Annotated in this window: 14 protein-coding genes; 11 read left to right on the forward strand and 3 right to left on the reverse strand. The window is 51.9% G+C overall.

The features are described 5' to 3' along the window. Position 1: 1 nt before the first annotated feature. The 3 genes from leuB to leuL form a co-directional block, all read right to left on the reverse strand. Entirely contained in the window at positions 2 to 1093 is a 1092-nt protein-coding gene (gene leuB / locus C2U41_RS00720; RefSeq protein ID WP_003837420.1) for a 3-isopropylmalate dehydrogenase, read from the reverse strand. Beyond that, positions 1093 to 2664 (reverse strand): 2-isopropylmalate synthase, encoded by a 1572-nt coding sequence (leuA, locus tag C2U41_RS00725; RefSeq protein WP_003837421.1) that lies wholly within the window; start codon positions 2662 to 2664, stop codon positions 1093 to 1095. The genes leuB and leuA overlap by 1 nt, the downstream gene beginning before the upstream one ends. Positions 2665 to 2755: 91 nt before the next feature. Further along, a complete protein-coding gene (gene leuL / locus C2U41_RS00730) occupies positions 2756 to 2842 on the reverse strand; it encodes a leu operon leader peptide (protein ID WP_048998978.1) in 87 nt (28 codons plus the stop codon). 653 nt (positions 2843 to 3495) lie between these two features. Between leuL and leuO the strand changes: the two genes are divergently transcribed. From leuO to mraY, 11 genes are all read left to right on the forward strand, one after another. Then, positions 3496 to 4443 (forward strand): transcriptional regulator LeuO, encoded by a 948-nt coding sequence (gene leuO / locus C2U41_RS00735; RefSeq protein ID WP_003837423.1) that lies wholly within the window; start codon positions 3496 to 3498, stop codon positions 4441 to 4443. Between the two features lie 318 nt (positions 4444 to 4761). Further along, positions 4762 to 6486 (forward strand): acetolactate synthase 3 large subunit, encoded by a 1725-nt coding sequence (gene ilvI / locus C2U41_RS00740; protein ID WP_020996230.1) that lies wholly within the window; start codon positions 4762 to 4764, stop codon positions 6484 to 6486. Between the two features lie 2 nt (positions 6487 to 6488). Beyond that, complete coding sequence (gene ilvN / locus C2U41_RS00745) at positions 6489 to 6980, forward strand: acetolactate synthase small subunit (protein ID WP_003829566.1); 492 nt, start codon at positions 6489 to 6491, stop codon at positions 6978 to 6980. 180 nt (positions 6981 to 7160) lie between these two features. Beyond that, a complete protein-coding gene (gene cra, locus C2U41_RS00750) occupies positions 7161 to 8165 on the forward strand; it encodes a catabolite repressor/activator (protein ID WP_003018794.1) in 1005 nt (334 codons plus the stop codon). A gap of 613 nt (positions 8166 to 8778) precedes the next feature. Continuing rightward, a complete protein-coding gene (gene mraZ / locus C2U41_RS00760) occupies positions 8779 to 9237 on the forward strand; it encodes a division/cell wall cluster transcriptional repressor MraZ (RefSeq protein WP_003018792.1) in 459 nt (152 codons plus the stop codon). Position 9238: 1 nt separating this feature from the next. Then, positions 9239 to 10180, forward strand: a complete 942-nt coding sequence (gene rsmH / locus C2U41_RS00765; protein ID WP_003018789.1) for a 16S rRNA (cytosine(1402)-N(4))-methyltransferase RsmH — start codon at positions 9239 to 9241, stop codon at positions 10178 to 10180. Further along, positions 10177 to 10542, forward strand: a complete 366-nt coding sequence (ftsL, locus tag C2U41_RS00770) for a cell division protein FtsL (protein WP_000625651.1) — start codon at positions 10177 to 10179, stop codon at positions 10540 to 10542. The genes rsmH and ftsL overlap by 4 nt, the downstream gene beginning before the upstream one ends. A gap of 15 nt (positions 10543 to 10557) precedes the next feature. Beyond that, positions 10558 to 12324, forward strand: coding sequence for a peptidoglycan glycosyltransferase FtsI (gene ftsI / locus C2U41_RS00775; protein WP_003018783.1), 1767 nt, complete (start codon positions 10558 to 10560; stop codon positions 12322 to 12324). Next, on the forward strand, positions 12311 to 13798 hold the full coding sequence (murE, locus tag C2U41_RS00780; RefSeq protein ID WP_003845734.1) for a UDP-N-acetylmuramoyl-L-alanyl-D-glutamate--2,6-diaminopimelate ligase: 1488 nt from the start codon (positions 12311 to 12313) through the stop codon (positions 13796 to 13798). The genes ftsI and murE overlap by 14 nt, the downstream gene beginning before the upstream one ends. Further along, positions 13795 to 15153, forward strand: coding sequence for a UDP-N-acetylmuramoyl-tripeptide--D-alanyl-D-alanine ligase (gene murF / locus C2U41_RS00785; protein ID WP_003018777.1), 1359 nt, complete (start codon positions 13795 to 13797; stop codon positions 15151 to 15153). The genes murE and murF overlap by 4 nt, the downstream gene beginning before the upstream one ends. Further along, positions 15147 to 16229: a phospho-N-acetylmuramoyl-pentapeptide-transferase gene (gene mraY / locus C2U41_RS00790; protein WP_003018774.1), complete on the forward strand. Its 1083-nt coding sequence runs from the start codon at positions 15147 to 15149 to the stop codon at positions 16227 to 16229. Before murF ends, mraY begins: the two co-directional genes overlap by 7 nt. The last annotated feature ends 1 nt before the right edge of the window (position 16230 follow it).

A 16230-nucleotide genomic window follows, 5' to 3' on the forward strand; every position in this document is an offset into this window, starting at 1 on the left:
ATTACACCCCTTCTGCGACGTAACGGGCAATGATGTCGCCCATTTCATCGGTACTGACTGCGGCAGCGCCACGGGCTAAGTCACCGGTGCGGATGCCTTCTTCTAATGCGCGGTTGATGGCGCTCTCAATTGCGGTTGCCGCATCATTGGCATCCAGGCTGTAGCGCAGCAGCAGCGCCAGCGACAGGATTTGGGCGATAGGGTTGGCAATGTTTTTCCCGGCGATGTCAGGAGCGGAGCCGCCAGCAGGCTCGTACAAACCGAAGCCCTGATCATTCAGGCTGGCGGACGGTAACATGCCCATTGAACCGGTGATCATGGCGCACTCGTCAGACAGAATGTCGCCAAACAGGTTAGAGCACAGCAACACGTCGAACTGGGAAGGATCTTTGATCAATTGCATCGTCGCGTTGTCGATGTACATATGCGCCAGTTCAACGTCTGGGTATTCATTAGCAATTTCATTGACGATTTCGCGCCACAGAATAGACGTTTGCAGTACGTTAGCTTTATCAATCGACGTGACTTTACGGCGACGTTTACGGGCGGATTCAAACGCGATACGCGCAATACGTTCGATCTCGAAACGGTGATAAACCTCGGTATCAAAGGCTTTTTCATGTTGTCCGCTGCCTTCGCGACCTTTTGGTTGACCGAAGTAAATTCCGCCAGTCAGTTCGCGTACGCACAGGATGTCGAAACCGTTCGCGGCAATATCTGCGCGCAGAGGGCAAAACGCTTCCAGACCCTGATAGAGCTTAGCTGGGCGCAGATTGCTGAATAATTTGAAGTGCTTACGCAATGGCAGCAGCGCGCCACGCTCTGGCTGCTGGTTTGGCGGCAGATTTTCCCATTTCGGGCCGCCAACGGAGCCAAACAGAATGGCGTCAGCTTGTTCACAGCCTTCAACCGTTGCAGGCGGCAGCGGCTGACCGTGGTTATCGATAGCGGCACCACCCACGTCGTAGTGGCTGGTGGTAATGCGCATGTTAAAGCGGTTGCGGATTGCGTCCAGTACCTTCAGGGCTTGCGCCATCACTTCCGGGCCAATACCGTCACCCGGCAAAACAGCAATATGATAATTCTTCGACATCACACGGTTTCCTTGTTGTTCTCGTTGTTCTGAGCTTTGCGTTGCAATTCTTTTTCGACTTCTTCGGCGCGCCAGATGTTGTTCAGCACATGAACCATTGCTTTAGCGGAAGATTCGACGATATCTGTCGCCAGACCGACGCCGTGGAAACGACGACCGTTATAGTTGGCAACGATATCCACCTGACCCAGCGCATCTTTACCGTGCCCTTTGGCGGTCAGGCTGTATTTCACCAGTTCGACGTTGTACTCAGTTACACGGTTGATTGCCTGATAAATGGCATCGACCGGACCGTTACCGTTCGCCGCTTCGGCTTTGACTTCTTCACCACAGGCCAGCTTGACGGAGGCGGTGGCGATGTCGTTTGAGCCGGACTGCACGCTGAAGTAATCCAGACGGAAATGCTCCGGTTCTTCCTGCTGTTTATTAATGAAGGCCAGCGCTTCCAGGTCGTAATCAAATACCTGACCTTTTTTGTCCGCCAGTTTCAGGAATGCGTCGTACAGGTTGTCCAGGCTGTATTCATTTTCTTTATATCCCATCTCGTCCATACGGTGTTTCACCGCGGCACGTCCGGAACGGGACGTCAGGTTCAGCTGTACCTGGTTCAGGCCGATGGATTCAGGCGTCATGATTTCGTAGTTTTCACGATTTTTCAGTACGCCGTCCTGATGGATGCCGGAAGAGTGGGCAAAGGCACCACTACCGACAATGGCTTTGTTAGCAGGAATAGGCATGTTGCAGATTTGGCTGACTAATTGACTGGTGCGCCAGATCTCCTGGTGATTGATGCGGGTCTGTACATTCAGGATATCTTTACGCACTTTGATCGCCATGATCACTTCTTCCAGTGAGCAGTTACCGGCGCGTTCGCCGATACCGTTCATCGCGCCTTCCACCTGACGCGCTCCGGCGTGAACGGCTGCCAGTGCGTTGCCTACGCCCAAACCTAAATCATCATGGGTGTGTACGGAGATGATGGCTTTATCGATATTTGGTACGCGTTCATACAGGCCAGAAATGATTGCCCCAAATTCGAAAGGCATGGTGTAACCGACGGTATCGGGGATGTTAATGGTTTTGGCTCCCGCGTTAATGGCAGCTTCAACCACGCGAGCCAAATCGGCGATAGGGGTACGGCCTGCATCTTCGCAGGAGAACTCCACGTCATCGGTATAATTACGCGCACGCTTAACCATGTAGACCGCGCGCTCAATGACCTCATCCAGCGTACTGCGTAATTTCGTCGCGATGTGCATCGGCGAGGTGGCGATAAACGTATGAATACGGAAAGCCTCAGCGACTTTCAGAGATTCTGCGGCAACGTCGATATCTTTTTCTACGCAGCGAGCTAAGGCACAAACGCGGCTGTTTTTAACCTGACGAGCGATAGTCTGAACTGACTCAAAGTCGCCCGGTGAAGAAACGGGGAAACCCACTTCCATCACGTCAACGCCCATACGCTCAAGGGCCAGCGCAATCTGCAGTTTTTCTTTCACACTCAGGCTTGCCTGTAACGCCTGTTCACCATCGCGTAAGGTGGTATCGAAAATAATGACTTGCTGGCTCATGGTTTAGGTCCTTGGTTTCTTAGGGCGCCTTGCTTCGAGCATAAAAAAACCCGCGCAACGGCGCGGGTTTTTTGTCTTAACTGGAGCTGACTTAATGCTGAATGTCGTCCACCAGTCTACCGCGCAACGAAGATGCGTTTAGTAGTAGTAGACCGTTGAAACGAGCAATGTAAGTCATCAATTAAGCTCCAGGCGAATGCGATATGCTTTTAGTGGTACTGGATATGAAGACTGATGTCAACCCTCACTCCAGCAAATGCCTCGTTAGAGGGGGGAAGTTTCTGCAAAACTTAAGCGAATTGTGCTGAATTTTTCGGGCTACATAAAATTAATCAGTTGATGGTTGTACATAATTTTCATGTTTTGACATATTTGAGCATAGTTATTTGCATTTATTGTAACGGCGAACTGAAGGAAAAATCGCTCTTGGAATTTCATATCTTGATGATTTATCTGTTTTTATAGTAATTATGAATGGCTATGGGTGGTGTAACACCACAAAATTGATAAAATAATGTTAACTTTTAATGTATTAATAATATAAACATTTAATTAAAACTTAAATACACATTCACTATACGTATGATTGTATATTCGCCATGCTTATGGTTATATTGTTTTTGAAATTTAAACATATGAATCACCGTGCAGTGACACTGCCACACTGCGATCGCATTGGTCTTTTGTTCATTTAGGTTTGTGCCTTTATGTTTTCCTAATTTTAATGTTTTTTCTTTTTCTCATCTTATATGTATGGTAAATCATATTAACGGAGATTATTTCTTCACTCCGTCTGGGAAAAGGGAGTTTAGAGTGACAGTGGAGTTAAATATGCCAGAAGTAAAAATAACAGATAAAACAAATATTATAGATATTGGGAAACCACAGCTTCGCATGGTTGATCTTAATTTATTAACCGTCTTTGATGCGGTGATGCAAGAACAAAACATCACCCGTGCCGCGCATACTTTGGGGATGTCGCAACCTGCTGTCAGTAATGCGGTCGCGCGCCTGAAAATTATGTTTAATGATGAGCTTTTTGTTCGTTATGGACGCGGTATCCAGCCGACAGCAAGAGCCTTTCAGCTATTTGGTTCTGTTCGCCAGGCATTGCAATTAGTGCAGAATGAACTGCCTGGATCGGGTTTTGAGCCAGCCAGCAGCGAGCGCGTATTCAATCTTTGCGTATGCAGCCCATTGGATAATATTCTGACCTCGTTGATTTATAATAGGGTTGAGCAAGTTGCACCAAACATTCATGTCGTATTTAAATCTTCACTCAATCAAAATACAGAGCATCAATTACGTTACCAGGAAACTGAATTCGTTATTAGCTATGAAGAGTTCCGACGTCCTGAATTTACCAGTATTCCGTTATTCAATGACGAAATGGTGTTAGTGGCAAGTAAAAAGCATCCGCGCATTAGTGGTCCTTTACTGGAAAGCAATGTCTATAATGAACAGCATGCGGTGGTGTCACTTGATCGCTTCGCATCATTCAGCCAACCGTGGTATGACACACCGGATAAACAATCCTCAGTGGCTTATCAGGGCATGGCATTAATTAGCGTTCTTAATATTGTGTCGCAAACGCATTTGGTCTCTATTGCGCCACGTTGGTTAGCAGAAGAATTTGCCGATTCTTTAGAACTACAGATCTTGCCTTTACCGTTAAAATTGAACAGCCGCACATGCTATCTTTCATGGCATGAAGCCGCAGGCCGGGATAAAGGACATCAATGGATGGAAGAGTTGTTAGTCTCCGTTTGTAAGCAGTAGCATTTAGCAGAGTAAACCGGACGGCGCATCCTGTTTATTCTGCTTTTAACTTTATAACTGAAATTTTATGCTGAACTCTATTTTTTACGTCTGTCCAAAAGTGTCAAAAAATAGAGTAATTGCTGTAAGTTCCCATTTTTAAGCGATTATTTATCATACTGATTGCTTATGCTGGTTTAATTCTCCGTTTATTCGCGTCTTTCCTCCTTTTTATTCTTATTTACTCCAGTGCCACCCCTTCGGAGTCAATTGCCATGCGTCATCGTCAGCGGTTAATGTGTTGTTAAACCGCAATTCATTATAAGAGTGAGGCAAGCCATGGAGATGTTGTCTGGAGCCGAGATGGTCGTCCGATCGCTCATCGATCAGGGTGTGAAGCAGGTATTCGGTTATCCCGGGGGGGCCGTCCTCGATATTTATGATGCCCTGCATACGGTCGGCGGTATTGATCATGTGCTGGTCCGCCATGAACAAGCGGCGGTACATATGGCTGATGGCCTTGCGCGTGCCACGGGAGAAGTGGGGGTCGTATTGGTCACCTCCGGGCCGGGGGCGACCAACGCGATTACCGGGATCGCAACGGCTTACATGGATTCCATTCCGCTGGTGATCCTCTCCGGACAGGTCGCAACGTCGCTGATTGGCTACGATGCCTTCCAGGAGTGCGACATGGTAGGTATATCCCGCCCGGTGGTGAAACATAGCTTCCTGGTCAAACAAACGGAAGATATCCCGCAGGTGCTGAAAAAAGCCTTCTGGCTGGCAGCAAGCGGTCGTCCGGGGCCAGTGGTGGTGGATTTGCCGAAGGATATTCTGAATCCGGCGAAGAAACTGCCTTATAGCTGGCCGGACTCGGTGAGTATGCGCTCGTATAATCCGACGACGACGGGACATAAAGGACAGATAAAACGGGCGTTGCAGACGCTGGTCGCGGCGAAGAAACCGGTTGTCTATGTGGGCGGTGGCGCGGTCAATGCCGCTTGCCATGAGCAGTTAGCTCAGATTGCTGAAGCGCTGAATCTGCCGGTTGTCTCCTCGCTTATGGGGTTGGGCGCGTTTCCGGCCACGCATCGTCAGGCGCTGGGCATGTTGGGCATGCACGGTACTTACGAAGCCAATATGACCATGCATCATTCCGATGTGATCTTTGCTGTCGGCGTTCGCTTTGACGATCGAACGACGAATAACCTGGCAAAATATTGTCCGAATGCGACCGTGCTGCATATCGATATCGATCCGACCTCTATTTCCAAAACCGTTACTGCGGATATTCCGATTGTGGGGGATGCCCGCCTGGTGCTGGATCAGATGCTCGAACTGCTGGAGCAGGAGAAATCTCAGCAGCCGCTGGATGATAATCGTGACTGGTGGCAACAGATTGAGCACTGGCGCGCCCGTCAGTGTCTGAAATACGACACGCAAAGCGAAAGTATTAAGCCGCAGGCGGTGATTGAAACCATCTGGCGTCTGACGAAAGGGGAGGCGTATGTGACCTCTGACGTTGGCCAGCATCAGATGTTTGCCGCACTTTACTATCCGTTCGATAAACCGCGTCGCTGGATTAACTCAGGCGGCCTCGGCACTATGGGATTCGGTTTACCTGCGGCGTTAGGGGTGAAAATGGCTTTGCCGGATGAAACAGTAGTGTGCGTCACCGGGGATGGCAGCATTCAGATGAATATCCAGGAGCTGTCGACGGCGCTGCAATATGAACTGCCGGTGCTGGTACTCAACCTTAATAACCGTTATCTCGGCATGGTCAAACAGTGGCAGGACATGATCTACTCCGGGCGTCACTCACAGTCTTACATGCAGTCGCTGCCCGATTTCGTGCGCCTTGCTGAGGCTTATGGGCATATCGGTATCCAGATTAATCATCCAGACGAATTAGAAAGCAAGCTGGGCGAAGCGCTGGAACATGTGCGTAACCATCGTCTGGTGTTTGTCGATGTCACCGTCGACGGTAGTGAACATGTCTACCCGATGCAGATTCGTGGGGGTGGGATGGATGAAATGTGGTTAAGCAAAACGGAGAGGACCTGATTATGCGCCGGATATTATCAGTATTGCTTGAAAACGAGTCAGGTGCATTATCGCGTGTGATTGGCCTCTTCGCCCAGCGTGGTTACAACATTGAAAGCCTGACCGTCGCGCCGACCGACGATCCGACCTTATCGCGGATGACGATTCAGACGGTAGGGGATGAGAAAGTCCTTGAGCAGATCGAAAAGCAGCTCCACAAACTGGTGGATGTTCTGCGCGTTAGCGAGCTGGGGCAGGGCGCTCACGTTGAACGAGAAATCATGCTGGTGAAAATCCAGGCCAGCGGTTATGGCCGGGAAGAAGTGAAACGCAACACGGAGATTTTCCGCGGGCAAATCATCGATGTCACGCCGTCTATCTACACCGTACAACTGGCGGGCACCAGCGATAAGCTGGATGCGTTTCTGGCAACGTTGCGTGAAGTCGCTAAAATTGTGGAAGTTGCTCGCTCCGGCGTGGTGGGGCTTTCCCGCGGCGATAAAATCATGCGTTAATCATGATCGGGTTCTTAATTCGCAAGCCCAACGACTCAGGTTGGGCTTTTTTTTGCGAAATCAGCGGTAACCAGAGACAAAAGCGGTTGCCGGAGTCATTATTCTGCGCTTAGATGTTAATAAATTTAACCCATGCCATCACAAAGGTTATGGTTTGTACATTTTACGCAAGGGGCAATTGTGAAACTGGATGAAATCGCTCGGTTGGCCGGCGTTTCGCGAACGACTGCAAGCTACGTTATTAATGGCAAAGCAAAGCAATATCGCGTAAGCGACAAAACGGTTGAAAAAGTCATGGCGGTGGTGCGCGAGCATAATTACCACCCGAATGCCGTGGCGGCCGGGCTGCGTGCTGGACGCACACGTTCTATCGGGCTGGTGATCCCGGATCTTGAGAACACGAGCTATACCCGGATCGCAAACTATCTGGAGCGCCAGGCGCGTCAACGTGGGTATCAGCTGTTGATTGCCTGCTCTGAAGATCAGCCAGATAACGAAATGCGCTGTATTGAGCATCTTTTACAGCGCCAGGTCGATGCCATTATTGTGTCGACTTCCTTGCCGCCTGAACATCCGTTCTACCAACGCTGGGCAAACAGTTCATTCCCGATTGTGGCGCTGGATCGTGCACTGGATCGCGAACATTTTACCAGCGTTGTGGGTGCAGATCAGGATGATGCGGAAATGCTGGCGGAAGAGTTACGCAAATTCCCTGCTGAAACCGTCCTCTATCTGGGCGCGCTTCCTGAATTATCTGTCAGTTTCCTGCGCGAACAGGGTTTTCGTACCGCGTGGAAGGACGATCCGCGTGAGGTCCATTTCCTGTACGCCAACAGCTATGAGCGGGAAGCTGCAGCGCAGCTGTTTGATAAATGGCTGGAAACGCACCCAATGCCTCAGGCGTTGTTTACCACGTCGTTTGCTCTGTTGCAGGGGGTGATGGATGTGACCCTGCGTCGTGATGGGCAGTTGCCGTCTGATTTAGCGATTGCGACTTTTGGCGATCACGAACTGCTCGACTTCCTGCAGTGCCCTGTTCTGGCAGTGGCACAGCGCCATCGTGATGTCGCGGAACGCGTGCTGGAGATTGTACTGGCAAGCCTGGACGAACCGCGTAAACCAAAACCAGGTTTAACGCGTATACGGCGTAATCTGTACCGTCGCGGTATTCTCAGCCGTAACTAAGTTTCCTCAATTGATGGCGTCGGCGGGATAAGCCTCTGACGTCTTCAGTTTTTCTATTCTCAGAAATAACCGCATTATATTTAAGAATATTCTTTAGAATTATCTGAAATGTATTCTTGAAATACCCCGAATTAAAAATGCAACTATCCATTTTTGGGTTATTGATACGTAACGACGCGTTACGGTTGTATTATTTTGTTACATGCATGTGTGGATTTGCCGAATTAACAAACACTTTGCTCTCGTATTGCGGCCATCTGGTGCTTACCTTGGTCCTGCGCGGCGTACAGACCGATTAACTGGTACTGTTAACTCGCTGCATATTGTCCTAAAATGCCGCTCGCGTCGCAAACTGACACTTTATATTTTCTTCTGATGATATTCAGTTGTTTTAAACAATGATGAGTTGTTGGATTTTTTTCTTACAAATATTCATGACGTTAATTTGCTTCGTTTGCTGTACGGATTTTGTTCAACGCTGATATTAGCCGTAAACAATGGGTTTTTTGCTCCGCTAAGCGCCGCGACTTGCTTGACAAGGTTTTCCTCCGCTCCGTAAACTCCTTTAAGTGGGAATTTGTGGGATAAAGTGGTAATCGGGGGTGAGACTGGCATGTTCCGGGGAGCAACGTTAGTTAATCTCGACAGTAAAGGGCGCTTATCCGTGCCTACCCGTTATCGGGATCAACTGCTTGAGAGCGCTACCGGTCAAATGGTTTGCACCATTGACATCCATCACCCGTGCCTGCTGCTGTACCCCCTGCCTGAATGGGAAATAATCGAGCAGAAGCTATCGCGTCTGTCGAGCATGAATCCAGTTGAGCGTCGCGTACAGCGCTTATTGTTGGGTCATGCCAGCGAATGTCAGATGGATAACGCTGGTCGATTACTGATAGCGCCCATTCTGCGGCAACACGCAGGGCTAACGAAAGAAGTGATGCTGGTTGGGCAGTTCAATAAGTTTGAGCTGTGGGATGAAACGACCTGGTATCAACAGGTCAAGGAAGATATCGACGCTGAGCAGTCTGTTACTGGCGCGTTGTCGGAACGATTGCAGGATTTGTCTCTATAAAATGACGGAAAATTATAAACATACAACGGTGTTGCTGGATGAAGCCGTAAACGGCCTGAATATTCGTCCAGACGGCATCTACATTGACGGGACATTTGGTCGCGGTGGTCACTCACGTCTGATCCTCTCCCAGCTTGGCGAAGAGGGGCGTTTACTGGCAATCGATCGCGATCCGCAGGCTATTGCCGTTGCTAAAACGATTACCGATCCTCGCTTCTCCATCGTACATGGACCTTTCTCTGCGCTGGCTGACTATGTCGCCGAGCGTGGACTGACCGGTAAGATCGACGGGATTCTTCTCGATCTGGGCGTTTCTTCACCGCAGCTCGATGACGCAGAGCGCGGTTTTTCGTTTATGCGTGACGGTCCGTTAGATATGCGTATGGACCCAACACGCGGTCAGTCAGCGGCCGAATGGCTGCAAACCGCCGATGAAGCAGACATTGCCTGGGTGATTAAAACCTTTGGCGAAGAGCGCTTCGGCAAACGCATTGCCCGAGCCATCGTGGAGCGTAACCGCATCGAACCGATGACCCGCACCAAAGAACTGGCGGAAGTTATTGCGGCGGCAATGCCGGTGAAGGACAAATTCAAACATCCCGCGACCCGTACCTTCCAGGCGGTGCGCATTTGGGTGAACAGTGAACTGGAGGAGATAGAGCAGGCGCTAAAAAGCTCGCTCAGCGTGCTGGCTCCAGGTGGTCGCCTTTCGATCATCAGTTTCCATTCGCTTGAAGACCGCATTGTGAAACGCTTTATGCGTGAACAAAGCCGTGGCCCTCAGGTACCGGCTGGAATACCGATGACCGAAGCGCAGATCAAAAAACTGGGCGGCCGTGAGTTAAGAGCACTAGGCAAGATGATGCCGGGTGAAGAAGAGGTCGCTGAGAATCCTCGTGCCCGTAGTTCAGTTCTGCGTATTGCAGAGAGGACGAACGCATGATCAGCAGAGTGACAGAAGCCCTCAGTAAAGTTAAAGGATCGATAGGAAGCAACGAGCGCCATGCATTGCCTGGCGTGATCGGTGACGATCTTTTGCGGTTTGGGAAGCTGCCACTCTGCCTGTTCATTTGCATTATTTTGACGGCGGTTACCGTCGTGACAACAGCGCACCATACGCGGTTACTGACTGCGCAGCGTGAGCAGCTGGTCCTGGAGCGAGATGCGCTGGATATCGAATGGCGTAACTTGATCCTTGAGGAGAACGCGCTCGGCGACCATAGCCGTGTTGAACGGATCGCAACGGAAAAGCTGCAAATGCAGCATGTCGATCCCTCACAAGAAAATATCGTAGTACAAAAATAAGGATAAACGCGACGCATGAAAGCAGCGGCAAAAACGCACAAACCAAAACGCCAGGAAGAACAAGCCAACTTTATCAGTTGGCGTTTTGCGTTACTGTGCGGCTGTATTTTGCTGGCACTGGGTTTTCTGCTGGGTCGCGTTGCCTGGCTGCAAATCATCGCGCCGGACATGCTGGTGCGTCAGGGTGATATGCGCTCTCTACGCGTCCAGGAAGTGTCTACATCGCGCGGAATGATTACCGACCGCTCTGGTCGTCCGCTGGCGGTGAGTGTTCCGGTTAAAGCTATATGGGCCGACCCGAAAGAAGTACATGATGCCGGCGGAGTGAGCGTTGGCGAACGCTGGAGAGCGCTGTCAACCGCGCTGAATCTCCCGCTCGATCAACTGGCTTCCCGCATTAACGCGAATCCGAAAGGGCGCTTTATCTATCTGGCGCGTCAGGTAAACCCTGACATGGCTGATTACATCAAAAAACTGAAGCTGCCAGGTATCCATCTGCGCGAAGAATCCCGCCGTTACTACCCTTCCGGGGAAGTGACTGCTCACCTCATCGGATTTACGAACGTCGACAGCCAGGGCATTGAAGGCGTTGAGAAGAGCTTCGACAAGTGGCTCACCGGACAACCGGGCGAGCGTATTGTACGTAAAGACCGGTATGGCCGCGTCATTGAAGATATCTCCTCTACCGACAGCCAGGCGGCGCATAACCTCGCGTTGAGCATTGATGAGCGTTTACAGGCACTGGTCTACCGTGAACTGAATAACGCCGTGGCGTTCAACAAGGCGGAGTCAGGCAGTGCGGTACTGGTGGATGTGAACACCGGTGAAGTGCTGGCAATGGCCAACAGTCCGTCCTACAACCCGAACAATCTCACCGGTACGCCAAAAGACGCGATGCGTAACCGCACCATTACCGACGTGTTTGAACCGGGTTCTACCGTTAAACCGATGGTGGTGATGACCGCGCTGCAGCGCGGTGTGGTACGCGAAAATACGGTCCTCAACACTATCCCTTACCGAATTAATGGTCACGAAATCAAAGACGTGGCACGTTATAGCGAATTAACCCTCACCGGGGTTTTGCAGAAGTCGAGTAACGTCGGTGTTTCCAAGCTGGCGTTAGCGATGCCGTCCTCAGCGTTAGTAGATACTTACTCACGTTTTGGGCTGGGAAAAGCGACCAATTTGGGGTTGGTCGGAGAACGCAGTGGCTTATATCCTCAAAAACAACGGTGGTCTGACATAGAGAGGGCCACCTTCTCTTTCGGCTACGGGCTAATGGTAACGCCGTTACAGTTAGCGCGAGTCTATGCAACGATCGGCAGTTACGGCGTTTATCGTCCACTGTCGATTACTAAAGTTGACCCTCCAGTTCCGGGCGAGCGTATCTTCCCGGAAGCGACCGTACGTACCGTGGTGCACATGATGGAAAGCGTGGCGCTGCCCGGCGGCGGCGGCGTGAAGGCGGCGATTAAAGGTTATCGTATCGCCATTAAAACCGGTACAGCGAAAAAAGTAGGGCCGGATGGCCGCTACATCAACAAATACATTGCTTATACCGCAGGTGTTGCGCCTGCGAGTCAGCCGCGCTTCGCGCTGGTTGTTGTTATCAACGATCCGCAGGCGGGTAAATACTACGGTGGCGCCGTTTCCGCGCCGGTCTTTGGTGCCATCATGGGCGGCGTACTGCGTACCATGAACATCGAGCCGGATGCGCTGACAACGGGCGATAAAAATGAATTTGTGAATAATCAAGGCGAGGCAACAGGTGGCAGATCGTAATTTGCGCGACCTTCTTGCTCCATGGGTGCCGGGTGCACCGGAGCGAGCACTGCGGGAGATGACGCTTGACAGCCGTGTGGCTGCATCGGGCGATCTCTTTGTCGCAGTATTAGGTCATCAGGCGGACGGGCGTCGGTATATCCCGCAGGCGATAGCGCAAGGTGTGGCTGCCATTATTGCAGAAGCGAAAGATGAAGCTACTGATGGTGAAATCCGTGAAATGCACGGCGTTCCGGTCATCTATCTTAGTCAGCTTAACGAACGTTTATCTGCACTGGCAGGCCGTTTTTACCACGAGCCTTCTGAGAAAATGCGTCTGGTCGGTGTGACCGGGACTAACGGTAAAACCACCACCACCCAACTGCTGGCACAGTGGAGCCAACTGCTTGGCGAAACCAGCGCGGTGATGGGAACAGTAGGCAATGGCCTGCTGGGCAAAGTGATCCCGACGGAAAATACCACCGGTTCAGCCGTTGATGTCCAGCATGTGCTGGCGGGGCTGGTTGCGCAGGGCGCAACGGTTGGCGCAATGGAAGTCTCTTCACACGGTCTGGTTCAGCATCGCGTGGCGGCGCTGAAGTTTTCCGCATCAGTATTTACTAACTTAAGCCGTGACCATCTCGACTACCACGGCGACATGGAACATTACGAAGCCGCGAAATGGCTGCTGTATTCCACGCACCATTGCGGTCAGGCCATCGTCAATGCGGATGATGAAGTCGGTCGTCGCTGGCTGGCGAAACTCCCGGATGCGGTTGCCGTTTCGATGGAAGACCACATCAACCCGAACTGTCACGGTCGTTGGTTAAAAGCGGTTGACGTGAAGTATCACGACAGCGGGGCAACGATTCGTTTTACCTCCTCATGGGGCGACGGCGAAATTGAAAGCCGCCTGATGGGGGCGTTTAACGTCAGTAATCTGCTGCTGGCGTTGGCAACGCTGCTGGCACTGGGCTATCCGTTAGCTGATTTACTGAAAACGGCGACACAATTGCAGCCGGTTTGCGGGCGTATGGAAGTGTTCAGTGCGCCGGGTAAAACTACCGTGGTTGTTGATTACGCCCATACGCCAGATGCGCTGGAAAAAGCGCTACAGGCGGCACGTTTGCACTGTACTGGCAAACTGTGGTGCGTCTTTGGCTGCGGCGGCGATCGCGATAAAGGCAAACGTCCGTTGATGGGCGCAATTGCCGAGCAGTTTGCAGATGTTGTCGTGGTGACTGATGACAACCCGCGTACCGAAGAGCCACGCGCCATTATTAACGACATTCTGGCGGGGATGCTGGATGCCGGACAGGCGAAGGTGATGGAAGGTCGCGCAGAAGCGGTGACAAACGCCATTATGCAGGCGAAAGAAAATGATGTGGTGCTGGTGGCCGGTAAAGGTCATGAAGACTACCAGATCGTTGGTTCACAGCGCCTCGATTATTCTGACCGCGTCACGGCAGCGCGTCTGCTGGGGGTTATCGCATGATTAGCGTAACGCTCAGCCAACTGGCGGAGATCCTCCGTGGCGAATTGAAAGGGGCCGATCTGACCCTTGATGCCGTAACAACCGATACGCGTAAAGTGACCCCGGGCTGCCTGTTTGTGGCACTGAAAGGCGAACGCTTTGATGCCCATGATTTTGCAGACAAAGCGCAAGAGAGCGGGGCCGGTGCGCTGTTGGTCAGCCGCCCGTTGGACACCAACCTGCCGCAGCTGATTGTTAACGATACGCGTCTGGCGTTTGGTGAACTGGCTGCGTGGGTTCGCGCCCAGGTTCCGGCGCGCGTTGTCGCGCTGACCGGCTCATCCGGTAAAACGTCCGTCAAAGAGATGACGGCTGCCATTCTGAGCCAGTGTGGTAACACCCTATATACCGCGGGCAACCTGAATAACGACATCGGTGTACCGATGACGCTGCTGCGCTTAAACAACGATTACGACTATGCCGTGATTGAGCTCGGTGCCAACCATCAGGGCGAAATCGCCTGGACCGTCGGCCTGACGCGTCCGGAAGCGGCGCTGGTGAACAACCTGGCCGCCGCGCACCTGGAAGGCTTCGGCTCTCTGGCGGGCGTTGCGAAGGCAAAAGGTGAGATTTTTACCGGTCTGTCAGCGAACGGTATCGCCATTATGAATGCCGACAACAACGACTGGCTGAACTGGCAAAGCATCATCGGCGATCGCAAAGTCTGGCGTTTCTCCCCGAATGCAGCCAATAGCGACTTTTCGGCGACCAACGTTCATGTGACCTCGCATGGCACGGAATTTTCTCTGCAAACGCCGACCGGAAGCATTGATGTCCTGCTGCCGTTACCGGGTCGCCATAATATCGCTAACGCCCTTGCGGCGGCGGCGCTCTCTATGGCGGTAGGCGCGACGCACGAGGCGATCAAAGCGGGGTTGAAGGATCTGCAAGCGGTACCGGGGCGTCTGTTCCCGATTCAACTCGCGGAAAATCAGCTGCTGCTGGACGACTCCTATAACGCGAACGTCGGTTCGATGACCGCAGCGGTGCAGGTGCTGTCTGAAATGCCGGGCTATCGCGTACTGGTCGTTGGTGATATGGCAGAGCTTGGCGCAGAAAGCGAAGCATGCCATGTACAGGTGGGTGTTGCTGCGAAAGCCGCAGGCATCGACCGTGTACTGAGTACGGGAAAACTGAGTCAGGCAATTAGCGACGCCAGTGGCGTTGGCGAACATTTTGCGGATAAAAGTGCGCTGGCCGCGCATCTTAAGGCATTGATTGCAGAACATCAGGTCATGACGATTTTAGTGAAGGGTTCACGTAGTGCCGCCATGGAAGAGGTAGTACGCGCATTACAGGAGAATGGGACATGTTAGTTTGGCTGGCCGAACATTTGGTCAAATATTATTCCGGCTTTAACGTCTTTTCCTATCTGACGTTTCGCGCCATCGTCAGCCTGCTGACCGCGCTGTTCATCTCTTTGTGGATGGGACCGCGCATGATTGCCCGCTTACAAAAAATGTCCTTTGGACAGGTCGTACGTAACGACGGTCCGGAATCGCACTTCAGTAAACGCGGTACGCCAACCATGGGGGGGATCATGATCCTCACCGCGATAGTTATCTCCGTACTGCTGTGGGCATATCCGTCGAACCCGTACGTATGGTGCGTGCTGGTGGTATTGATTGGCTACGGCATTATCGGTTTTGTCGATGACTACCGCAAAGTGGTGCGCAAAGATACCAAGGGCCTGATTGCCCGCTGGAAGTACTTCTGGATGTCGGTGATTGCGCTGGGTGTAGCCTTTGCGCTGTACCTCGCTGGTAAAGACACCCCGGCTACCGAGCTGGTGGTGCCGTTCTTTAAAGACGTGATGCCGCAACTGGGTCTGTTCTATGTTCTGCTGGCCTACTTCGTGATTGTGGGGACCGGCAACGCGGTCAATCTCACCGATGGCCTGGATGGTCTGGCGATTATGCCGACCGTGTTCGTAGCAGCGGGTTTTGCGCTGGTGGCATGGGCTACCGGTAACATGAACTTTGCCAACTATCTGCACATTCCCTACTTACGCCATGCAGGCGAACTGGTGATCGTCTGTACGGCGATTGTCGGCGCGGGATTAGGTTTCCTGTGGTTTAACACCTATCCGGCGCAGGTCTTTATGGGTGACGTCGGTTCGCTGGCGCTGGGTGGCGCGCTGGGCATTATTGCCGTGCTGCTGCGTCAAGAGTTCCTGCTGGTAATCATGGGCGGCGTATTTGTTGTAGAAACGCTGTCGGTCATTCTGCAGGTTGGCTCCTTTAAGCTGCGCGGACAGCGCATCTTCCGTATGGCGCCGATTCACCATCACTATGAACTGAAAGGCTGGCCGGAACCGCGCGTCATTGTGCGCTTCTGGATTATTTCGCTGATGCTGGTGCTGATTGGCCTGGCAACGCTGAAGGTACGTTAAT

It is taken from the genome of Citrobacter freundii complex sp. CFNIH4, assembly GCF_002934505.1.
In the GTDB taxonomy this organism is placed as follows: Bacteria; Pseudomonadota; Gammaproteobacteria; order Enterobacterales; family Enterobacteriaceae; genus Citrobacter; species Citrobacter freundii.